The sequence below is a fragment of the Modestobacter lapidis genome, from assembly GCF_054780755.1.
This window is the reverse complement of the sequence record NZ_BAAGVS010000002.1, coordinates 176,095-197,023: the sequence shown is the minus strand read 5'-3', so window position 1 is coordinate 197,023 and position 20,929 is coordinate 176,095. Positions and strand designations below refer to the sequence as shown.

General features: G+C 73.1%; 18 protein-coding genes. 8 read left to right on the top strand and 10 right to left on the bottom strand.

Annotation, left to right across the window (positions count from 1 at the left end; genetic code table 11):
• The first annotated feature begins 19 nt into the window (after positions 1–19).
• Positions 20–580, top strand: coding sequence for a dihydrofolate reductase family protein (locus ACYVG5_RS03565; RefSeq protein ID WP_222046651.1), 561 nt, complete (start codon positions 20–22; stop codon positions 578–580).
• On the opposite strand, the gene ACYVG5_RS03560 is transcribed toward ACYVG5_RS03565, so the two are convergent.
• Positions 556–1,878 (bottom strand): 3-deoxy-7-phosphoheptulonate synthase, encoded by a 1,323-nt coding sequence (locus ACYVG5_RS03560; protein ID WP_222046648.1) that lies wholly within the window; start codon positions 1,876–1,878, stop codon positions 556–558. The genes ACYVG5_RS03565 and ACYVG5_RS03560 overlap by 25 nt on opposite strands.
• Positions 1,879–2,008: 130 nt before the next feature.
• On the opposite strand from ACYVG5_RS03560, the gene ACYVG5_RS03555 reads away from it, so the two are divergent.
• Both ACYVG5_RS03555 and ACYVG5_RS03550 read left to right on the top strand, forming a co-directional pair.
• Positions 2,009–2,812, top strand: coding sequence for an MBL fold metallo-hydrolase (locus ACYVG5_RS03555; protein WP_222046646.1), 804 nt, complete (start codon positions 2,009–2,011; stop codon positions 2,810–2,812).
• Between the two features lie 7 nt (positions 2,813–2,819).
• Entirely contained in the window at positions 2,820–3,878 is a 1,059-nt protein-coding gene (locus ACYVG5_RS03550; protein ID WP_222046643.1) for a DUF2332 domain-containing protein, read from the top strand.
• A gap of 280 nt (positions 3,879–4,158) precedes the next feature.
• Here ACYVG5_RS03550 and ACYVG5_RS03545 read toward each other — a convergent pair whose 3' ends face one another.
• The 4 genes from ACYVG5_RS03545 to ACYVG5_RS03530 all read right to left on the bottom strand — a co-directional run bounded on the left by ACYVG5_RS03545 (position 4,159) and on the right by ACYVG5_RS03530 (position 7,371).
• Positions 4,159–4,779: a dihydrofolate reductase family protein gene (locus tag ACYVG5_RS03545; RefSeq protein ID WP_222046641.1), complete on the bottom strand. Its 621-nt coding sequence runs from the start codon at positions 4,777–4,779 to the stop codon at positions 4,159–4,161.
• A complete protein-coding gene (locus tag ACYVG5_RS03540) occupies positions 4,779–5,285 on the bottom strand; it encodes an SRPBCC family protein (RefSeq protein ID WP_222046639.1) in 507 nt (168 codons plus the stop codon). Before ACYVG5_RS03540 ends, ACYVG5_RS03545 begins: the two co-directional genes overlap by 1 nt.
• Before the next feature lie 3 nt (positions 5,286–5,288).
• Positions 5,289–5,630: an ArsR/SmtB family transcription factor gene (locus ACYVG5_RS03535; RefSeq protein WP_222046637.1), complete on the bottom strand. Its 342-nt coding sequence runs from the start codon at positions 5,628–5,630 to the stop codon at positions 5,289–5,291.
• Between the two features lie 310 nt (positions 5,631–5,940).
• The gene (locus ACYVG5_RS03530; protein ID WP_460682968.1) at positions 5,941–7,371 is read right to left on the bottom strand and encodes an amidase; all 1,431 of its coding nucleotides are present in this window, start codon (positions 7,369–7,371) and stop codon (positions 5,941–5,943) included.
• Positions 7,372–7,577: 206 nt separating this feature from the next.
• Here ACYVG5_RS03530 and ACYVG5_RS03525 point away from each other — a divergent pair, with 206 nt between their 5' ends.
• The gene (locus tag ACYVG5_RS03525; RefSeq protein WP_222046635.1) at positions 7,578–8,549 is read left to right on the top strand and encodes a zinc-binding dehydrogenase; all 972 of its coding nucleotides are present in this window, start codon (positions 7,578–7,580) and stop codon (positions 8,547–8,549) included.
• Between the two features lie 60 nt (positions 8,550–8,609).
• On the opposite strand, the gene ACYVG5_RS03520 is transcribed toward ACYVG5_RS03525, so the two are convergent.
• The 5 genes from ACYVG5_RS03520 to ACYVG5_RS03500 all read right to left on the bottom strand — a co-directional run bounded on the left by ACYVG5_RS03520 (position 8,610) and on the right by ACYVG5_RS03500 (position 15,115).
• Positions 8,610–9,566: a VWA domain-containing protein gene (locus ACYVG5_RS03520; RefSeq protein ID WP_222046633.1), complete on the bottom strand. Its 957-nt coding sequence runs from the start codon at positions 9,564–9,566 to the stop codon at positions 8,610–8,612.
• A complete protein-coding gene (locus ACYVG5_RS03515; RefSeq protein WP_460682967.1) occupies positions 9,563–10,543 on the bottom strand; it encodes a DUF58 domain-containing protein in 981 nt (326 codons plus the stop codon). The genes ACYVG5_RS03520 and ACYVG5_RS03515 overlap by 4 nt, the downstream gene beginning before the upstream one ends.
• Positions 10,540–11,742, bottom strand: a complete 1,203-nt coding sequence (locus ACYVG5_RS03510) for an AAA family ATPase (protein ID WP_460682966.1) — start codon at positions 11,740–11,742, stop codon at positions 10,540–10,542. The genes ACYVG5_RS03515 and ACYVG5_RS03510 overlap by 4 nt, the downstream gene beginning before the upstream one ends.
• 246 nt (positions 11,743–11,988) lie before the next feature.
• A complete protein-coding gene (locus tag ACYVG5_RS03505) occupies positions 11,989–13,281 on the bottom strand; it encodes a C40 family peptidase (protein WP_460682965.1) in 1,293 nt (430 codons plus the stop codon).
• A gap of 295 nt (positions 13,282–13,576) precedes the next feature.
• On the bottom strand, positions 13,577–15,115 hold the full coding sequence (locus ACYVG5_RS03500; RefSeq protein ID WP_222046629.1) for an AMP-binding protein: 1,539 nt from the start codon (positions 15,113–15,115) through the stop codon (positions 13,577–13,579).
• Between the two features lie 296 nt (positions 15,116–15,411).
• On the opposite strand from ACYVG5_RS03500, the gene ACYVG5_RS03495 reads away from it, so the two are divergent.
• From ACYVG5_RS03495 to ACYVG5_RS03480, 4 genes are all read left to right on the top strand, one after another.
• Positions 15,412–16,161, top strand: a complete 750-nt coding sequence (locus ACYVG5_RS03495) for a CoA transferase subunit A (protein WP_222046627.1) — start codon at positions 15,412–15,414, stop codon at positions 16,159–16,161.
• Positions 16,158–16,880, top strand: coding sequence for a 3-oxoacid CoA-transferase subunit B (locus tag ACYVG5_RS03490; RefSeq protein ID WP_222046625.1), 723 nt, complete (start codon positions 16,158–16,160; stop codon positions 16,878–16,880). Before ACYVG5_RS03495 ends, ACYVG5_RS03490 begins: the two co-directional genes overlap by 4 nt.
• Positions 16,881–16,971: 91 nt before the next feature.
• The gene (locus ACYVG5_RS03485) at positions 16,972–17,853 is read left to right on the top strand and encodes an IclR family transcriptional regulator (protein ID WP_222046620.1); all 882 of its coding nucleotides are present in this window, start codon (positions 16,972–16,974) and stop codon (positions 17,851–17,853) included.
• Positions 17,854–18,058: 205 nt separating this feature from the next.
• Entirely contained in the window at positions 18,059–20,926 is a 2,868-nt protein-coding gene (locus ACYVG5_RS03480) for an aconitate hydratase (protein ID WP_222046619.1), read from the top strand.
• The last annotated feature ends 3 nt before the right edge of the window (positions 20,927–20,929 follow it).

Genomic DNA, 20,929 nt, shown 5'->3' with positions numbered 1-20,929 from the left:
CGGCCGACATGATCGACGCATGGACACCTCTTTCACCGGGTCGGTCTTCCTCGGCATGAGCGTCGACGGGTTCATCGCCCGCCTCGACGGCGATCTCTCCTGGCTCACCGGCGGCGCCGGGGACGGCGGCCCGCCCGACGACGGCGCCGGCGGCGACTTCGGCTTCGCGGAGTTCGTCTCCGGCGTCGACGCGCTGGTGATGGGCCGCGCGACCTACGACGTCATCGCGCCACTGGACGAGTGGCCGTACCAGGGCAGGCCGGTGCACGTGCTCAGCACGACACTGCCGCCGGGCGCCGACCCACGCATCATCGTGCACAGGTCCTTCGAGGAAGCGGTGGCCGCGATGACTGCGGCCGGGTACCGGCGCGTGTACGTCGACGGAGGCCGGACGGTGCACACCTTTCTCGCCGCAGGGCTGGTCTCCGAGCTGACCCTCAGCCGGGTTCCGGTGCTCATCGGCACGGGCCACACGCCCTTCGGCGAGCTGTCGAGGGACGTGGCCCTCGACCACGAGCGCACCGAGGTCTTCTCCGGCGGCATGGTGCAGAGCACCTACCGGGTGCGCCGGCAACCGTGACCGGCGCCGGCGCCCCGCCGTACCCGGGCGGCCTCGGCGAGCTCCGCCAGCATCGCCTCGGTGGTCGGCAGATCGACGCAGGCGTCGGTGACGCTCTTGCCGTACTCCAGGGACCCCGGGTGCCGGCGATCCAGGTCCTGCCTGCCGGCGACGAGGTTGCTCTCGACCATCACGCCGCGGATCGCCCGCTCGCCGTCCGCGACCTGCCCCGCCAGATCGCGGACGACGTCGATCTGGCGCAGGTGGTTCTTCTGGCTGTTGCCGTGGGAGGCGTCGACGACGACGACCTCCGGCAGCCCCCGCGCGGCCAGCTTCTGCCGGGTGTCGACGATGTGGGCTGCCGAGTAGTTGGGGCCGTGCCGGTCGCCCCGCAGGATGACGTGGCCGGTGTCGTTGCCGGTCGTCGACAGCTGGGCGCTGACCCCGTGGTGGTCCACGCCCAGGAACTCGTGCCCCGCCCGCGCGGTCAGCACGGCCGAGATGGCGGCGTCGACGCTGCCCTCGGGGGAGTTCTTGAAGCCGATGACGGAGGAGAAGCCGGACACCCGCTCCCGGGCCGTCTGGTCGGTGACGTTGCGGGCACCGACGCCGTTGTAGGTGACCAGCCCGTTGACGTACTGCGGAGTGAGCGCGTTCAGCGGTTCGGCCGCCACCGGGACGCCCAGCGCGGTGATGCGGCACATGAGCAGCCGGGTGGCGACGAGGCCGACGCTGATCCGGCTGGAACCGTCGAGGAAGGGGTCGTAGGCGAAGCCCTTCCAGTCGACCTCGGTCCGCGGCTTCTCGGTGTAGGTCCGCATCAGGATCTCGAGGTCCGCGCCGTGCCGTTCCCGCATGCGGGCGATGAAGCCGGCGTACTCCACCGCGGCGGCCGGATCGTGGATCGAGCAGGGCCCGGCGATGACGGCCAACCGGTCGTCGGCACCGCGCACGATGTCGGTCATCGCGCGGCGCCCCGCCCGCGTCGTGGCGGCCGAGGCCGCGGTCAGCGGGACGACGGCGGCGACCGCGGCCGGCGTGACCACGACGCTGGAACCGGTGATGCGCATGTTGACCAGGTCGGCCACGTCGACGTCGCCGGCGGGCCCCACCCCCAGGCGCTGCTGCACGCCCGGCAGCGCCTCGGCCAGCGCCGCGTCGATCTGCGCGTTGACCCGCGTCTGGACGTCCAGCAGGCAGTCGGCGATCCGTGTCGCCACGTCCAGGATCTGCTCGGTGGGAATGGCGGCCTCCTCGGTCGTTCCGGTCGCCGGCACCTCGCTGAGGCGCACTCGCCCGGGGCCGGCGGAGTCCAGCATCCCCGGCCCGGGACCGGCCGGGGCGCGCGGGGCTGCGCATTGGGTGCACGATGACCGACGGGACCGGCACCACCCGGGTCGGTCGTGCCGCCGACCGGCCTGCCGACGCGCTCCATGACGAGGAGGACCCATGAGGGTCGGGGAGATCGACATCCACCCGATTGCCGACGGTACGTTCCGGGCGAGCCCCGGCTACTTCGGCGACCACGTCACCGCCCACGGCCACGAGGACTTCTTCGACCGGCACGGGCAGGCCTGGATGCCGATCGGCACCTTCCTCGTCCGCACCGGCTCCTCCGTCGTCCTGGTCGACACCGGCCTGGGGCCGGACCTGCACGACGACGGCCCCCGGCGGATGCTCGTCGGCGGGCAGTTGCCCGTCGGGCTGCGTGCGGCCGGCGTGAGCCCGGACGAGATCGACGTCGTCATCTGCACCCACCTGCACCTCGACCACTGCGGTTGGCTCTTCGATCTCACCGGCCGGCCGGTCTTCCCCCGGGCCGACATCTGGTTCGGTGCGGCGGACTGGCAGCACTTCGTGCTCGACCCGGGCAGCCGGATGCTCGATCACATCCGGCACGGTCTGCTGGGCACCGACGCCGCCCGCCTGCACCTCGTCAGCGGCGACACCACCGTCGTCCCCGGCGTCGACGTCACGATGACCCCGGGGCACACCCCCGGGCACCTGTCGGTCATCGTGTCCTCCGGGGTGCACCGGGCACTGCTCCTCGGCGACGCGATCACGTGTCCCCTGCAGCTGGACGAGCCCACGTGGCACGCGCTGGGGGACCTCGACCCCCAACTCGCCGCCGAGGTCCGCCAGCGACTGTTCCGGGAGCTCGAGGACGAGCACACCTACGGCGCCGGGGCGCACTTCCCCGAACTCCAGTTCGGCCGGGTGCTGGCCGGCGAGATGCGCCGGTGGATCGGCTGAGCGGTCCGTGGACCGGGCCCGCACCCTCGCCGCGGTCTACCGGCACTTCGGTGCGGTCGCCGCCGCCGGCACGCTGTACGGGCGCGTCGCCGTCGCCCTGAGCGAGTCCGACCAGGCGCTGCGCGCCATCGGGGCGGCGCCGGCGCGCAGGCGGCACCCCGCAGTGGTGCTCGCTGCGCTGCACGACCTCGCTCTCGCCGGGCGCGCCCCGCAGCTCGCCGCGGCCTACGCCGCTGCGGACGGCGACGCTGCCGCCGGCGCGGCGATCGACACGCTGATCCGAATGACCGACCCGGTCGTGGCCATCGCCGTGCGCCGACTGCCGCAGACGTACGAGACCCAGCGCTGCGCCGTGCTGTACCCGGCCATCGCCGAGGCGGCACGCCGGGCGGGCGCGAACGCGGTGGGGCTGATCGACGTGGGCTGCCCGGCCGGGCTCGGGCTCCACGTCGACCGGGTCGGCGTCACGTACAGCGACCGACGGTCGCTGGGCGACCCGGCATCTCCCGTGCAGCTCTCGGCCTCGGTCGTCGGGGCCCAGCCGATCCCGACCCGGTCGATGCCCGAGGTCGTCGCCCGGATCGGAGTCGACCCCGATCCGCTGGACCTGACCAACGCACATGACGCCCGGTGGTTGCACGCCTGCCTGTGGCCGGACCAGCCGGAGCAGGTCGCGAGGCTCGACGCAACGCTGGCGCTGGCGGCGACGGCCCCTCCGCTGCTGCTGCGCGGGAGCGCCGTCGAGGTGCTGCCCGACGCGGTGGCGCGGGTGCCTCCGGACGCCCTGCCCGTCGTCACCACGTCGTGGGCGCTGTCGCGCGTCCCGCTCGAGAGCCGGCTGCGCTTCCTGCACCGCCTGGACGAAGCGGCGGCCGGCCGGGCGGTGGCGTGGGTGTCGACCGAGGGGGTCGGCGTCGCACCGGCAGTACCGACGCTCGGCGACCGGCGCGCCGCCGGCCACAGCATCATCGGCCTGACGGTGCTCGACCGGGCAGCCCTGCGCGCGCAGGCGCTCGGCCGCTGCTGGTCACGGGGCCGCCTGCTGTCGTGGCTGGAGAATGCCTAGCGAGGAGACGACGCCTGCCGAGGACGTGCCGCCCGGCGTCGGCACGGAAGCAGGGTCCTGCGGAGGCAGGCCCCGGCCTCGCCTGCATGCCGGCCGTGCAGATCACCCGCGTCGGCGGCGTCGTGACAGGTCCTTCAGCAGCGTTGGCATCTCGAGTCGGCCGACGCCCGACCTGGACTGTTGCGAGTCGCAGTCTCCCGACTCCCAGCCATCCTTACGGCCCGATCGAGGAGCCGGCCCGGTGTTGCGCTGATCGAGCTGTTGCGCTGATCGAGCAGAGTCACCGCTCCCGGACTGCGTAGGTCAGGTGGGTCACCCGCTGCGTCGGCTCCGCGCGGACCGGCTCCAGGGCCACGCGGGCCGCGTCCACGCCCTCGAACAGCCGGATCCCGGAGCCGAACAGCACGGGCGACAGCGCGATCGAGAACTCGTCGACCAGGCCGGCGTTCACGTACTCCAGGATCGTCGCGCCGCCGCCCGCGATGCGGACGTCGCGGTCGCCGGCGGCCTCGCGGGCCCGGTCGAGCGCGGGCCCGATGCCGTCGTCGACGAAGTGGAAGGTGGTCCCGCCCGGCCGCTCCCAGGGATCACGCTTCGCGTGCGTCAGGACGAAGACCGGCGTGTGGAACGGCGCCTCCGCCGGCCACATCTGCTCGCCGGCGTCGAACATCCGCCTGCCCATCACACTCGCGCCGGTGCGCTCGAACGTCTCCCGCACGATGTCGTTGTCGCGCCCCTCCTCGCCACCCCCGCCGAGCTTCAGGTTCTCCCGCATGAACCGCGTCGGGAAGATCCACCGCTGCAGTTCCATCCACTGCCGCCCCATCAACTCCCCGAGGGACCCGGGAGCGATGAACCCGTCCAGCGACATCGACACGCTGAAGAACACCTTCCCGGCCATCAGCCCTCGGCTCCTGTCCGGCCGGTCCCGGTGACGTAGGCAGCCAGGTTGCCCAGGGTCTGCTGGCCGCCCTCGATCGCGTGGTGCTTCTCGGCCGCCTCGTCGCGCAGCCGCTCGGTGGCGAACACCGTGCGCATCTCGATCCGGGTCGCCGCCCCGTCGGACGCGAACGAGAGGGCCGACTCGAAGGCGTTCGGGTCGCCGCGGAACTCACCGTGCAGCAGCGCGATCCGCTCCGGGCGGACGATCTCGGTCCAGGAGATCCACTCCTGGTAGTCCGTCCCGTCCGGTCCGTGCATCACGAAGTCCCACTCCCCGCCGACGCGGAATTCGAAGGACCGTGTGGTGGTGGTGAACCCTTCCGGCCCCCACCACCGCGACAGGTGCCGCACCTCGGTGAACGCCTCGAACACCAGCTCCCGTGGGGCGTCGATGACCCGGGAGATCGTGATCTCCCGGTCAGCCGTCGCGGACCGCGCCGGCGCTCCTCGTCCCGCCGCGCTCATCAGCTACTCCTCCTGCCCTGCCTGCTCGAGGACGTGCACGTACGCGTCCAGCCGGTCGAAGCTCTCGTTCCAGAACTGCTCGAACCCGCCGCTCCACTCGTGCACCGGCCGCAGCCCGCGGGCGTCGAGGCCGTACAGGCGCTGCTTGCCTGCCTTGCGGTCCCGCACCAGCCCGACCTCCCGGAGCACCCGCAGGTGTTTGGACGCCCCCGGCTGTGGCATCCCCAGCTCCTGGGCCAACTCGGTCACCGGCCGCTCTCCCGCCCGCAGCAGCACCAGGATCTCCCGGCGCTGCGGCTCGGCGATCGCGTTGAAGACGTCCGACGTCGTCGCTGCTCGTGCCATGGCAGCCAACATATACCTATATAGGCATGTATCAAGCCGGAGGCGCTCGCCTCGGCCTGCGAGCGCGGCTGCACGCACGTCGGACGCCTGGAGATGCTGGCCGGACGGCACGGGTCGCAACGCGTCACCCGCTGCGTCCCCCGGGAGCGGCCACAGCCGTCGTCAGCCCGCCCTAGCCTGGCGTGCATGCGTGCTGTGCAGATCACCCGCTTCGGCGGACCCGGGGTCATGGACGTCGTCGACCTGCCCGACTCCACCCCGGGCCCCGGTAGAGGTCGCTTGAGCGAAAAGCCGGAAACGGACGTGGAGGTCAGGCCGAGGGCCCCAGGGCGCGATCTCGCGGTGCGTGGTAGCTGTCGGCCCAGGGACGCAGCGACTCGAAGGTGCCGCTGGCGGCGAGCACGTCGCTGTCGGCGTACCGACGTCCCTGGATCTGCATGCCCACGGGCAGCCCGTCGACCAGTCCGGCCGGGATCGATGCGGCCGGGTGACCGGTGAAGTTGGTCAGGTACGTCGGGCACCAGCCGATGTAGGGGTCGACCTCGATACCTTCGACCTCGCTCGGCCCAACGGTCGTGCCTGGGACCTCGGAGTTGAGGACCGGCATGGCGCTGAGGGTGGGAGTGACCAGCAGGTCGAAGTCGGCGTACACCGCCTGGATGGAGTCGTAGACCGCGGAACGCATCACGTAGTCCTCGTTGAGCTCGCTGATCGACATCCCGTAGACGTGGTCGGCCCAGCGCAGGTAGCCGTCAGGGAAGTCGTCGCGGTGCTCGCCGAGCAGGTCCAGGCCGTTCTTCTTCAGATTCTCGAAGGCGCCGACGTTGACCAGCATGATCTGCCGGCACCACAGGTCGCTGAGTTCGCGCTGGTCATAGGGCAGCGTCAGGTCAATCTGCTCCACGACGGCCCCGGCGTCACGGAAGGCCTGGACCGCCTGGCCGACCGTCTCGCGGATACGTCGGTCGACGGGAAAGATGCCGAAATCGGGGGTATAGGCGATCCGCATGCCGGAGATGTCCCGGTGCACATCGCGGGTGAAGTCGTGCGGTTGGCTGTCGATGCTGAACATGTCGCCCGGGTGGTAGCCGGACAGCACGTCGAGCACCAAGGCGGCGTCCTCGACGGTGCGCGTCAGCGGTCCCTCGAAGAGGAAGGGCATCGTGCTGCCGAACGCGTTCGGCCGGACGACCGAAGGAACTCGCCCGAAGGACGCCTTGTACCCGTACAGCCCGCACCAGGCGGCGGGGATCCGGATCGATCCGCCACCGTCGGTTCCCTCGGCGAACGGCACGAGCCCGTCGGCCACGGCTGCGGCGCTGCCACCGGACGACCCCCCGGGGTTCCGGGAGGTGTCGAAGGGGTTGGCGGTCGCCCCGAAAAGCGGGTTGTCGCAGGTGCCCCGGTAGCCCATGACCGGCGAGTTGGTCTTGCCGACGATGATCGCGCCGGCCTTCTCGACGCGCTCGGCGAAGATGCAGTAGGCGTCGAGGGAGAAGTCGGCCAGCGCGCGGACGCCGCCGAAGGTGGCCGGCCAGCCGGGCTTGAAGTCGAACAGGTCCTTGATCGCGGTCGGTACGCCGTGCAGCGGGCCGATCTCCGAACCGTCGACGAGCGCCTTCTCCGCCTCACGGGCGGCCTGCCGGGCGCCCTCGACGTCGGTGAAGACGAAGGCGTTCAGGCTGGGGTTGCGCTCCTCGATCCGGGCGGCGCAGGCATCGACCAGGTCTGTCGGTGACACCTCCCGGTCTCGGACGCGGCGGGCGAGCTCCGTCGCACTGACATAGGCGAAGTCGGCGTCATCCAGCACTGGTTCCTCCACGGTCGGAGCAGGCGGTGCGCCCGATGCTAGGGCCCCGGCGGTCGAGCCGCCTCACCGCGCATGCTCGATCCACGGAGGCGATCCCCGGCCCTCCCGCCCGCCGGTCGAGCCCTAGCCTCACCTGCATGCGTGCAGTGCAGATCACCCGCTTCGGCGGGCCAGAAGTCCTCGACGTCGTCGACCTGCCCGACCCCGTCCCGGGCGAGGGCCAGCAGCTCTACGAGGTGACCGCAGCAGGAGTCAACTTTGCCGACACCCACCAGGTCGAGAACAGCTACCTGGCCCCGCAGGAGCTGCCGCTGGTGCCGGGCGCCGAGTTCGTCGGCACCCCGGCCGGCGGCGGGCCGCGCGTGGTCGGCCTGCTCGCCGGCGGCGGTTACGCGGAGAAGGTGGCGGCCTCCCCGCGGCTGACCTGGCCGGTGCCCGCCGGGGTGAGCGACGAGCAGGCCCTCGCCGTCGTCCTGCAGGGCGCCACCGCCTGGCACCTGCTGCGCACCTCCGCGCACCTGGCCCCCGGGGAGTCCGTCGTCGTCGTCGCCGGGGCCGGCGGGGTCGGCTCGCTCGCCGTCCAGCTGGCGAAGCGCTGGGGCGCCGGCCGGGTCATCGCCACCGCGTCGAGCCCGGCGAAGCGGGCCCTGGCCCAGGAACTCGGCGCCGACGCCACCGTCGACCCCGGGCTGGCCGAGGACGACCCGAAGACCTTCACCGCGGCGCTGCGCGAGGCGAACGGGGGGCACCAGGTCGACGTCGTGCTGGAGATGACCGGCGGCAACGTCTTCGACGGCGCGCTGTCCGCACTCGCGCCGTTCGGCCGGCTGGCCGCCTACGGCATGGCCGGACGCACCCCGCCGGGAGCGGTGCAGGCGCCGGCGCTGATGGGCACCAGCCGCGCCGTCGTCGGTTTCTGGCTGGCGCACTGCTTCAGCCGCCCGGCCATGCTCGACGAGGCCGTCACCGACCTGCTCGGGCTGGTCGCGGAAGGGGCGCTGAAGCCGGTGTCCGGCGGGCGGTACCCGCTCTCCGCCGTCCGCGAGGCGCACCAGGACCTCCGCGCCCGCCGCACCAGCGGCAAGCTCGCCCTCGACCCGAGCAGGTAGGAGGCCCCGTCCCGAGGCTCGCCCCGAGCCTGCGAGGGGTGAGGAGGACGGGGTCCTTCATCAGAGCAGTCGGTTGGTCCACAGCAGCGAGGCGACGACGCCGAGGAAGGCGAACAGCAGCCCGCCCCGGACGAACCACGGGCTGATGTCCTGCGCCTCGGTGGTGTAGCCGATCTGGCTGCCGAGGTCCTCGTAGACCTCCGCGAGCTCGGCCGCGCTGGCCGCCTCGCTGTAGCTCCCGCCGGTCTCGTCGGCGATCTCCTCCAACGTCGCCCGGTCGACCGGCACCGGCACGGTCTGACCGTCCAGGTCGAGGGTGCCGTAGTCGGTGCCGAAGGCGATGGTGGACACCGGCACCTCGGCGCCGTTGGCCGCGTCGATGGCCTGGGTGGCCTCCCGGCCGACCGTGCTGTAGCCGTCGGACAGCAGCACGATGCGGGCCGGCGGCAGTTCCACGCCACCTTCGTCCAGCGACGACTGGTAGTTCTGGATGGCGGTCAGCGAGGTAAAGATCGCGTCACCGATCGCGGTGGACTCGGCCAGCTGCAGGTTGTCGATCGCGGTCGCCACCTGCCCCCGGTCGGTGGTGGGTGTGACCACGGTGGTCGCCGTGCCCGCGAAGGAGACCAGGCCCAGGTTGATCCGGCCCGGCAGCACCTCGACGAACTCCTTGGCGGCGGTCTGCATGGCCGTGAACCGGTCGGGTTCGATGTCGCCGGCCCGCATCGACAGCGACACGTCGACGGCCATGATCACCGTGGCCCGCTCCCGCGGCACCCGCACCTCGGTGCTCGGCACCGCCAGCGAGGTGACCAGCGCGGCCAGGCCGAGGGCCAGCGCGGCGAATGCCGCGTGCCGTCGCCAGCCCGGTCGCCTGGGCACCACCGAGCCGAGCAGCGCCACGTTGGTGAACCGGGCGGCGTAGCGCGCGCGCCGCCGGTGCAGGACGACGTACAGCGCGACGACGGCGACCACCGCGAGCAACGCGAGCAGCCACCACGGCGCCTGGAAGGTCATCGGGCCGCCCCACCGCTGCCGGCCCGACGCCGGTCGGCGACGTAGCGGACGACGTCGGCCACCCAGTCGCGGTCGGTGCGCAGCTGCAGGTGCCCGGCCCCCGCCCGGCGCAGGCCGGCGGCGATCTCCCGGCGCTGCGCGGCCGCCCCCTCGGCGAAGCGCCGGCGGAAGTCCGCGTTGCCGGTGGGCACCTCGAGGGTCTGGCCGCTCTCCGGATCGACCACGGTGAGCAGCCCGACGTCGGTCAGCTCGAGCTCCCGCGGGTCGACGACCTCGACGGCGAGCAGCTCGTGCCGGGCGCCGAGCCCGCGCAGCGGCCGCTCCCAGTCGGCCGGGCCGCCGTGCACGTCCGATCCCAGGAAGTCCGACACCACCACGACCAGGCCGCGGCGGCACGGCGGCCGGCGCAGCGTCTCCAGCGCGGCGGCCAGGTCGCCCCGCCGCCCACCGGCGGCGCGGGGCGTCGCGACGACGGCGCGCAGCAGCCGGTCGGCGGCGAGCCGGCCGGGAGCCGCCGGGTACCGGTCCACCCGCTCACCGGTGGTGACGACGGCGCCCAGCCGGTTGCCGCCGCGCACCGTCAGGTGGCTGACCGCGGCCAGCCCGGCGATCGCCAGGTCGCGCTTCTCGCACTCCGCGGTGCCGAAGTCCAGGCTGGCCGACAGGTCGAGCACCACCCAGGTCTCCAGCTCGCGGTCGGCGATGGTCTCGCGGACGTGCGGCACCTGGGTGCGCGCGGTCACCGGCCAGTCCATCCGCCGGACGTCGTCGCCGGGGTGGTAGGTGCGGGCATCACCGGCCTCGCTGCCCGATCCCGGCACCAGGCCCAGGTGGTCGCCCTGCAGCAGGCCGTCGAGCCGCCGGCGGATGGTCAGCTCCAGCCGGCGGAGCAGCAGCGCCGAGGACGCCGCGTCGGGGGCACCGCCGAAGCGGGGTGGTGCGGCGTCGGGCCGCGCCGGGACCGCTGGCGAGGTCACGCCGACTGCGGGCCCGGGTACCCGCCGTCCGGACGGCCGGAACCGGACGGGGGCCCGTAGGCCGTCGATCCACCGGAGTTCGGGCCACCCGGGAGCGGGCCGGGCGCACCGGTGCCGCCGAAGCCCGGGACGACGGGTCCGCCGGGGCTGCCCGGCCCGTAGCCGCCGGCGCGCTGCCGCGGGGTGACCTGCGGCAACGGCACGCTCTCCACGATCCGCTTCACCACGTGGTCGGCGGGCACGCCGTCGGCCAGCGCGTCGTAGGAGAGCACCAGCCGGTGCCGGAGCACGTCGGCGGTGACGTCGAGGACGTCCTGCGGCAGGACGTAGTCGCGTCCCCGGACCAGCGCGAGCGCCCGGCTCGCCGCGATCAGGCCGAGGGAGGCGCGGGGGCTGGCGCCGTAGGTGACCCAGCCGGCGACGTCGGGCATGCCGTGCTCGCGTGGCGCCCGGGTGGCGACGACGAGGCGCACCACGTAGTCGACCAGCGCGTGGTGGACGAACACCTCCTGCGCGGTGCGCTGCAGCCGGCGCACGTCGTCGGGCCCGAGCACCGGCTGCGCGGTGGGCGGGGTGGCGCCCATCCGGTAGATGATCTCCCGCTCCTCCTCGGGGCTCGGGTAGTCGACGAGCACCTTGAGCAGGAAACGGTCGCGCTGGGCCTCGGGGAGCGGGTAGACGCCCTCGCTCTCGATCGGGTTCTGGGTGGCCAGCACCAGGAAGGGGTCAGGGAGCTTGTGGGTGACCCCGCCGATGGACACCTGGCGCTCGGCCATGACCTCCAGCAGCGCCGACTGCACCTTGGCCGGCGCGCGGTTGATCTCGTCGGTGAGCACGAAGTTGGCGAAGACCGGGCCGAGCTCGGTGTCGAACGCGTCCTGGCCGGCCTTGTAGATGCGGGTGCCGATGATGTCGGCCGGGACCAGATCGGGGGTGAACTGCAGCCGGGCGAAGCTGCCGCCGACGACGCGGGCCAGGGTCTCCACCGCGAGGGTCTTCGCCACGCCCGGCACGCCCTCGAGGAGCACGTGCCCGCGGGCCAGCAGACCGACCAGCATCCGCTCGACCAGGCGGTCCTGGCCGACGATCACCCGCTTGATCTCGAACATGGCCCGTTCCAGCCGGGCGGCGTCCACCGAGGGCGGAACGGGCTGGTCCGGGGCGGGCTCTGCGGCGGACGAGGCGCTGGCGGCGGTCACACCCACCAGTGTCCTACACCCGCACCGACCGACCAGCGCAACGCACGTTCCGGCAGGCGACGGACAGGTTCCGGGACCTGCCCGTCGCACCCGTCGACTGCTAGCCTGATTGCCGCGTCGGGCAGCTCCCCCCGTGGCTGCCCGACGCCCTGACCCCACGAGCTCGCTGTCCTTCCGCACAGCCCTTCGGCCCCCTCCCGGGCCCCGCCCTGAGCGTGCGAAGGGTGGGGAGGGCGGGGTCCTTCTTCAGGCGCTGGGCCGCACGGCCCCGTAGTACTCGTTCCCGAAACGCACCCGCGCCGTCGTGACCCGCGACCCCGGCTTCGGCGCCTCGATCATCTGGTTGTTCCCGATGTAGATCGAGACGTGGTAGATCGTCGTGTAGGCGCTGCCCGACCCCCAGAACATCAGGTCACCGGGCTGCAGGTCGTCCGCGGACACCTGCTTGTTGCGGTTGAGCCACCACTGGTCGCGGCTGGTGCCACCGACCGCGATGCCGGCCTTCGCGTAGGCGTACTGCACGAGGCCCGAGCAGTCGAAGCCGAAGACCGCGGTGTCGGGCGGGATGCCGTAGCTGGGCCCGTTGCTGCCGCCGCCGCCCCACGAGTACAGGGCGCCGATCTGGCTCCTCGCCGCGTCGATGGCGGTCTGCGCGGCCGAGGCCGACGGTGCGCCCGCGGGAGCACCGACCGGGGGTGCCGCGACGGGCCGGCTCGACGACGGGGACGGCGACCTGCCCGGCGTCGCGGCCGGCGGGTCGACGCGCACCGGGGTGCGGGCCGGGACGGCGGCTGCGGCGGAGGCCTGGGCAGCCGCGGCGGCCCGGGCGGCCTCGCGGGCCCCCTCCAGGCCGTAGAGCGTCTCCTGGGCCTTCTGGAGCTCGGCCTCGATGCTCTCCTGCTGAGCGCTGAGCGTGTCGGCCTGGCTGCGCGCGGCCACCTCCTGCACCTGGGCGCTGGCGAGTTGGTCGGCGGCCTGCGTCTGCAGGACCTCCGCCTCACCGACGGCCTGCTGGGCGACCTGGTCGGCGGCCTCGGCGTGGTCCTCCAGGACGGTGAGCTCGGCGACGACGTCGGTGTGGTGCACGCCGGCGGCGTCCAGCAGCGCGGCACGCTCGATCAGCTCGGCGGGGCCACCGGAGCTCAGCAGGGCGTTCACGCCGGGCGAGGTGCTGCCCTGCTTGTAGCTCGCCCGGGCGAAGCTCGCGACGTCGTCCCGACCCCGTTGCAGCTCGGCGGCGGCCTGCGCGGCCGCGGCGGCCGCTGCGTCGGCGGTGCTCCTGGCGGCCTCGTAGGCGGCCTGGGTCTGCTCGTAGTCCTGCAGTGCGATCTGCGCCGCCTGGTGGGCGGCGGCCGCACCGGCCTCGGCCTGGGCCAGCTGTGCGGTGATCGCCCCCACCCGGGCGGCGGCGTCCTCCCTGGCCTGCTGCGCCGCGCTGATCTGGGAGTCGCTCGGGGCCGCCGGTGCGGCGGTGGCCGCTGCGGGAGCCGCGGCGAGGCAGACGACGGTGGCCGCGCCGACCCCGATTACCCGGCGCACCCAGCGGGCACCCGCCCGCTGTGTCCTGACCTGTGTCCCGCACCGCTCGCCCACGAACCCGACTCCTCCGTTGCCCGGACCGACCCTGGCGGGGCGGTGCGGTGTCCACCTGGTGCCGAACCCCCCGTTGGGGGGCACCGGGGTCCAGATCGACCGGATCGGGGACGCGGCGGAGGGGGTGCGCGGGTCGCCTCCCCCGGTAGGGGGAGGCGACCCGGACGCGGAGGACGAGGGGTGCGACGGCAATCAGGCCCCGCTGCGAGCCGGCGAGTGGCGGGGGCAGCGGGGTCCTTCCTCAGTTCACCTGGCGCTCCGCACCCGCCCAGAAGGACTCGCGGAGCTTGAACTTCTGGATCTTGCCGGTGGCGGTGCGCGGGATCGCGTCCCGGAACTCCACCCGCTTGGGCGCCTTGTAGCCGGCGATCTTCGCCCGGCAGTGCGCGATGATGTCGGCCTCGGAGGCGCTGGCGCCCTCGGCCAGCACGACCAGCGCGGTGACCATCTCGCCCCACTTCTCGTCGGGGATGCCGATGACGGCGACCTCCGCGACCGCGGGGTGGCTGAACACGACGTCCTCCACCTCGATCGAGGAGACGTTCTCCCCGCCCGAGATGATCACGTCCTTCTTGCGGTCGGAGATCGACAGGTAGCCCTCGTCGTCGACGCCGCCACCGTCGCCGGTGTGGAACCACCCGCCCTCCAGGGCGTCCGCCGAGGCCTGCGGGTTCTCCCAGTAGCCGGCCAGCACGGTGTTGCCCTGGGCGAGGACCTCACCGGACTCGTCGGTGGTGATCCGGGTGCCCAGCGCCGGAACGCCGGCGCGGGACAGCGCCTTGGCCCGGTCCAGCGGTGCGAGACCGTCGTACTCGGCCCGCGAGCGGTTCACGGTGAGCAGCGGCGCGGTCTCGGTGAGGCCGTAGATCTGGTTGAACTCCCAGCCCAGTTCCTCCTCGACCCGGGCGATGGTCCGGGACGGCGGCGGCGCGCCGGCGACGATGATCCGTACCCGGTCGCGCCCGGGGACCTCGCCGTCCCAGTCGGCGGCGGCCTCGAGGACGGCGTTCCACACCGCCGGCGCGCCGGCCATCAGCGTCACGCCGTGCTGCTCGACGCGGCGCAGGATCTCCGCGCCGTCGACCTTGCGCAGGCAGACCTGTCGGACGCCGAGGCCGGCGGCGGTGTAGGGCAGCCCCCAGCCGTTGCAGTGGAACATCGGCAGGGTGTGCAGGTAGACGTCCCGGTCGCTGACCTGCATGTGCATCCCGAAGGTGACGGCATTGACCCAGAGGTTGCGGTGGGTCATCTGCACCCCCTTGGGCCGGGCGGTCGTGCCGGAGGTGTAGTTGATCGTGGCGGTGGCGTCCTCGTCGGGCTCGGCCCACGGCCGGGGCTCCGCGTCGTACCGCAGCAGGCCGGTCTCGTACTCCTCACCGGTCAGCATCCGGTGCTTGGCGGTGACCCCGCCCAGCTGCCCCTCGAGCTCGGGGTCGACGAGGAGCACGCCGGCCCCGCTGTGCTCGACGATGTAGGAGACCTCGTCGGCCGACAGCCGGAAGTTGACCGGTACCAGCACCCGGCCCGACGCCGGCACGCCGTACAGCAGTTCCAGCAGCCGGGCGGAGTTGTGGCTGACGACGGCGACCCGCTCGCCCTCCCCCACGCCGAGCGCGTCGAGGCCGGCGGCCACCGCCCGCGCCCGCCGGGCCACCTCACGGTAGGTCAGCCCGCCCAGCGGGGCGGCCGGCTGATCGGGTTCGTCGACGATGCCGACCCGGTCGCCGTACACGAGCTCGGCGCGATCGAGGAAATCGCGGGTGGTCAGGGGGACGCGCATGCCGGCTCCCGGGCTCAGTGGCCCCGCCGGCCCGCAGGACACCGGGGACGGGACCGCTCGACGTGGTCCCGGTCACGCTAACCGGCGAGCCCGCGGACCACGAGGGGGCATGATCCGGCACCCACCGGATCGCTTCCGGGCCCCGGAAGGGGCCTTCCGCCCAGCCGCCGCCGGAATCGACCATGGCTGCGTCCGGGCGCGATCCGCGGACGGGCCAGCGCCGGGTTCCGGCGCCGGCCGGCGCGGCGGGCTCGGCCGGTGCGCACCGCACCCATTCCCCTGCGAAAGGACCTGGTGTGATCGACAAGTTCCGCACGGAGGTGCTGTCCGTGGTCGACCGGGTGCCCTCGGGGTCCTCGATCGCCGTCGGCGGCTTCGGCAGTTCCGGACGGCCCGACGCCCTGCTGGACGCCCTGTGCGACCTCGACCGCCGCGACCTGCACCTGATCGTGAACAACGTCGGGGACGACGCCAGCGGCGTCGGTCGGCTGGCCGTCGAGGGGCGGCTGCGCCGGCTCACCGCGTCGTTCCCGATCCTGCAGGAGTTCTACGACTCCTACTTCGCCGGCAAGGTCGAGCTCGAGCTGATCCCGCAGGGCACGCTGGCCGAGCGGCTGCGCGCTGGCGGGGCGGGCATCCCGGCCTTCTTCACCCCCTCGGGCGCCGGCACGATGCTCTCCGACGGCACCTTCACCCTCCGCTACTCCCCCGAGGGCGGCGTCGCCGAGCACGTACCCGCCAAGGAACACCGGATCATCGGCGGCCGCGAGTACGTCCTCGAGGAGGGCATCGTCGCCGACTTCGGCTTCGTCAAGGCGCACCAGGGCGACCGCAAGGGCAACCTGCGGTTCCGCCTGTCCGCCCGCAACTTCAACCCGATGGCCGGGATGGCCGGCCGGCACACGATCGCCGAGATCGAGCACCTCGTCGAGGTCGACGAGCTGCATCCCGACGACGTCCACCTGCCCGGGGTGTTCGTCGACGACGTGGTGCCCGCCGCCGGGGCAGGTGCCCAGCGACCGCTGATGGAGAGGTCCCCGTCATGACCGACCGTCGTTCGACCGCCGGGGGCCCCGCCCCGGTCACCGGCCGCAACCGCGCGGGCATCGCGCAGCGGCTCGCCCAGGACCTGCAGGACGGCTACGTCGTCAACCTCGGCGTCGGCATCCCGCTGGCCGTCCCGCAGTTCCTCCCGGCGGACAAGGAGATCGTGCTGCACGCGGAGAACGGCGTCCTGGGCCTGGGTCCGGCACCAGCCGCGGGCGAGGGCGATCCCGACCTCACCGACGCCGGCAAGCAGCCGATCACGCTGACCAGCGGCGCCGCGATCACCGACTCGGCGATGTCCTTCGCCATCATCCGCGGCGGGCACCTGGACGTCACCGTGCTGGGGGCGCTGCAGGTCTCGGCCCGGGGCGACCTCGCGAACTGGTACGTGCCCGGCAGGAACCCCGCCGTGGGCGGGGCCATGGACCTCGTGGCGGGAACCCCGCAGGTGTGGGTGACCATGGAGCACGTCGACCGGACGGGGCGGCCCAAGATCGTGCCGGAGTGCACCTTCCCGCTGACCGGCCGGGCGTGCGTCACGCGCATCTACACCGACCTCGCCGTCTTCCACGTCGTCGACGGTCAGCTGTTCCTGAAGGAGTGCGCGCCGGGGGTTCCTCCCGGGGCCGTGCGCGAACGCACCGCGGCCACCTACGTCGAGGACCTCGCCGCCGACGGACCACCGGCGGCAGAGCAGGTGGGCGTCGGCCGTCCTTGACAGCGCCGCGGGGAGCGCCACAGAGTGACCTGCGCCGTACGGCGCCCCGGCGCCCGCCCGCCGCCGGGGGCCCCGACGCCAGGAGGACGACGTGCCGGCAAGGCTGCCGCTGCCACCGACCCCTGCCTCCACCGGCCGGTCCGGTGGCCCGGGCATCGGGGGCACGCCCTCCACCGGCCCGTCCACCGCCGCCGGCCGCGTCCTCGCCGTGCTGGCCGCCTTCGGACCGCAGCACACCTCGCTGACCCTCTCCGAGATCAGCCGCCGCACCGGGCTGTCCCTGACCACCACGCACCGCCTGGTCGGCGAGCTGCGCGAGTGGGGCGCTCTCGAGCGGTCGGCCGACGGCCGCTACGGCATCGGTCTGCGCATCCTCGAGCTCGGCGCCCTGGCCCCGCACGGCCTGCAGCTGCGCGAGCTGGCGCTGCCCTTCCTCGACGACCTGCACCACGCCACCCGGGCGAACGTGCACCTGGCCGTCCGGGACGGCCACGACACCGTCTACGTCGAGGCGCTGCGGGCCCGCGGCGCCGTCCAGGTGCTCTCCCGGCTGGGTGGCCGCTGGCCGCTGCACGCCACGGGCACCGGTCAGGTTCTGCTGGCCTTCGCCGCACCGGAGGTCCAGCAGGAGGTCGCCGCCGCACCGCTGCGGCGGTTCACCGCGAACACCATCACCGACGTGGACACCCTGCGGAGGACGCTGGCGGAGGTGCGTCGCACCGGCGTGGCGATCGCGGCGAACCACCTGCCGCCGGTGGGCGCCCTGGCCCTGGCGGTCCCGGTGCGCGGCGCGCACGACGAGGTGGTCGCCGCACTCGGCGTCACCATCCAGCGGGGCAGCGCCAAGAGCCACTCGCTGATCCCGGTGCTGGCCGCCACGGCGCGGGGCATCTCCCGCGCCCTGGGCGCGCCCTCGGCCAGCACCGTCGGCCCCCGCTCGGTGCGCCGGACGGTGCAGCCGGACCTGCTCTGACTGCGAGCCCGATCAGGTCGGTCCGGCCGGTCCGGTCCGGTCCGGCAGCGCAGCGGGCCGGGACGGTCACGGTGCCCGACGTCGGGCACCCGAGCGCGGTAAGGGCAGCCTTGGTCCGCACCCCGCGCGGTGAGCTGGGATGATCGGGGGTGGCAACGGGCGCGCTGACAGCGCGCGTCAGGACCAGTGAGGGTGAGGCGCAGCAGTGGCAGCCAGCAAGGACAGCTTCGGAGCCCGGTCGGCACTCAGTGTCGACGGCACCGACTACGACATCTTCCGGCTCGACGCGGTGGAGGGCGCGGAGAAGCTGCCCTTCAGCCTCAAGGTGCTCCTGGAGAACCTGCTCCGCACCGAGGACGGCGCGAACATCACCGCTGACCACATCCGTGCCCTGGCCAACTGGGACCCGAACGCGGAGCCCGACCAGGAGATCCAGTTCACCCCGGCCCGCGTGGTGATGCAGGACTTCACCGGCGTGCCCTGCATCGTCGACCTCGCCACCATGCGCGAGGCGATGGCCGACCTCGGCGGCGACCCGCAGAAGATCAACCCGCTGGCCCCGGCCGAGCTGGTCATCGACCACTCGGTGATCGCCGACGTCTTCGGCACCCCGGAGTCCTTCGAGCGCAACGTCGAGATCGAGTACGAGCGCAACGGCGAGCGCTACCAGTTCCTGCGCTGGGGCCAGGGCGCCTTCGACGACTTCAAGGTCGTCCCCCCGGGCACCGGCATCGTCCACCAGGTCAACATCGAGCACCTGGCCCGCGTGATCTTCCCGCGCCAGGAGGGCGATCGCACCCTCGCCTACCCCGACACCTGCGTGGGCACCGACAGCCACACCACCATGGTCAACGGCCTGGGCGTGCTGGGCTGGGGCGTCGGCGGCATCGAGGCCGAGGCGGCCATGCTCGGCCAGCCGGTGTCGATGCTCATCCCCCGCGTGGTCGGCTTCAAGCTGACCGGCGAGTTGCCCGACGGCGCCACCGCCACCGACCTGGTGCTCACGATCACCGAGATGCTGCGCCAGCACGGCGTGGTCGGGAAGTTCGTCGAGTTCTACGGCGCCGGCGTCTCCGCGGTGCCGCTGGCCAACCGCGCCACCATCGGCAACATGAGCCCCGAGTTCGGCTCCACGGCGGCGATGTTCCCGATCGACGAGGAGACCATCACCTACCTGCAGCTGACCGGCCGCAGCGCCGAGCAGGTGAAGCTGGTCGAGGCCTACGCCAAGGAGCAGGGCCTCTGGCACGACGCGTCCCGCGAGCCGGCGTTCTCCGAGTACCTGGAGCTCGACCTCTCCACCGTCGTCCCGTCGATCGCCGGGCCCAAGCGCCCGCAGGACCGGGTGGCCATCACCGAGGCCAAGCCGGCCTTCCGTGCCGCGCTGGCCGACTACGTGACTGCCGACGAGACCGGCGGGGAGGACCGCAAGCCGGGGGTGCCGGCCCAGGAGACGCCCTACGGAGCCCACTCCTGCGTCGACGAGGGATCGGCCGAATCGTTCCCGGCCTCCGACCCCGTCGCGGTCTCGCGCGACGGCTCGGAGGGCAAGCCGCACCACTTCGACGGCCACGCCGTGCCCGACCGTCCGTCCAAGCCGACCAGGGTCGTGATGGAGGACGGCACGGAGACCTCCGTGGACCACGGCCACGTCGTCATCGCCGCGATCACCTCCTGCACGAACACCTCCAACCCGCAGGTGATGATCGGCGCCGCGCTGCTGGCCAAGAAGGCCGTCGAGCGAGGGCTGAGCAGCAAGCCGTGGGTGAAGACGACGCTGGCCCCCGGGTCCAAGGTCGTCATGGACTACTACGAAAAGGCCGAGCTCACCCCGTACCTGGAGAAGCTGGGCTTCTACCTGGTCGGCTACGGCTGCACCACCTGCATCGGCAACTCCGGGCCGCTCCCCGAGCCGGTGAGCCAGGCGGTGAACGAGGCCGACCTCGCCGTCGTCTCGGTCCTGTCGGGCAACCGGAACTTCGAGGGCCGGATCAACCCCGACGTCAAGATGAACTACCTGGCCAGCCCGCCGCTGGTGATCGCCTACGCGCTGGCCGGGTCGATGGACGTCGACCTGAACAACGACCCGCTGGGCCAGGACACCGACGGCAACGACGTGTTCCTGCACGACATCTGGCCCTCGCCGCAGGAGGTGCAGCGGACCATCGACCAGGCGGTCTCCGCGGAGCAGTTCGGCCGCAGCTACGAGGACGTCTTCGCCGGCACCGAGCAGTGGCAGAACCTGCCCACCCCGTCCGGGGACACCTTCGCCTGGGACGCCGAGAGCACCTACGTCCGCAAGCCCCCCTACTTCGAGGGCATGCCGGCCGAGCCGGCCCCGGTGCAGGACATCACCGGCGCGCGCACCCTGGCGGTGCTCGGGGACTCGGTGACCACCGACCACATCTCCCCGGCCGGCTCCATCAAGGCCGACTCCCCCGCCGGCCGGTACCTGCAGGAGCACGGCATCGCGCGCCGCGACTTCAACTCCTACGGGTCCCGGCGCGGGAACCACGAGGTGATGATCCGCGGCACGTTCGCCAACATCCGGCTGCGCAACCTGCTGGTGCCGGGCACCGAGGGCGGGGTCACGAAGAACCACCTCACCGGCGAGACGACCTCGATCTACGACGCCTCACGCGCCTACATCGACGCCGGCGTCCCGCTGGTGGTGCTGGCCGGCAAGGAGTACGGCTCCGGTTCCTCGCGCGACTGGGCGGCGAAGGGGACGGCGCTGCTCGGGGTCAGGGCGGTCATCGCGGAGAGCTACGAGCGCATCCACCGGTCGAACCTGATCGGCATGGGCGTGCTGCCGCTGCAGTTCCCCGAGGGCGAGTCGGCCGAGTCGCTGGGCCTGACCGGCGACGAGGAGTTCGGCATCACCGGGGTCACCGCGCTCAACGACGGCTCGATCCCGCGCACGGTGCAGGTCACGGCGCAGGGCTCGGACGGTCGGACGACCGAGTTCGAGGCCCGGGTCCGGATCGACACCCCCGGCGAGGCGAACTACTTCCGCAACGGCGGGATCATGCAGTACGTGCTGCGTTCGCTGCGCGGCACCGTCCCCGCCTGATCG

Bases quoted from the DNA above. Each gene is read 5' to 3' on its own strand.
- ACYVG5_RS03565 (WP_222046651.1), top strand. From the start codon at position 20: ATGGACACCTCTTTCACCGGGTCGGTCTTCCTCGGCATGAGCGTCGAC.
- ACYVG5_RS03560 (WP_222046648.1), bottom strand. From the start codon at position 1,878: ATGCTGGACTCCGCCGGCCCCGGGCGAGTGCGCCTCAGCGAGGTGCCG.
- ACYVG5_RS03555 (WP_222046646.1), top strand. From the start codon at position 2,009: ATGAGGGTCGGGGAGATCGACATCCACCCGATTGCCGACGGTACGTTC.
- ACYVG5_RS03545 (WP_222046641.1), bottom strand. From the start codon at position 4,779: ATGGCCGGGAAGGTGTTCTTCAGCGTGTCGATGTCGCTGGACGGGTTC.
- ACYVG5_RS03540 (WP_222046639.1), bottom strand. From the start codon at position 5,285: ATGAGCGCGGCGGGACGAGGAGCGCCGGCGCGGTCCGCGACGGCTGAC.
- ACYVG5_RS03535 (WP_222046637.1), bottom strand. From the start codon at position 5,630: ATGGCACGAGCAGCGACGACGTCGGACGTCTTCAACGCGATCGCCGAG.
- ACYVG5_RS03525 (WP_222046635.1), top strand. From the start codon at position 7,578: ATGCGTGCAGTGCAGATCACCCGCTTCGGCGGGCCAGAAGTCCTCGAC.
- ACYVG5_RS03520 (WP_222046633.1), bottom strand. From the start codon at position 9,566: ATGACCTTCCAGGCGCCGTGGTGGCTGCTCGCGTTGCTCGCGGTGGTC.
- ACYVG5_RS03500 (WP_222046629.1), bottom strand. From the start codon at position 15,115: ATGCGCGTCCCCCTGACCACCCGCGATTTCCTCGATCGCGCCGAGCTC.
- ACYVG5_RS03490 (WP_222046625.1), top strand. From the start codon at position 16,158: ATGACCGACCGTCGTTCGACCGCCGGGGGCCCCGCCCCGGTCACCGGC.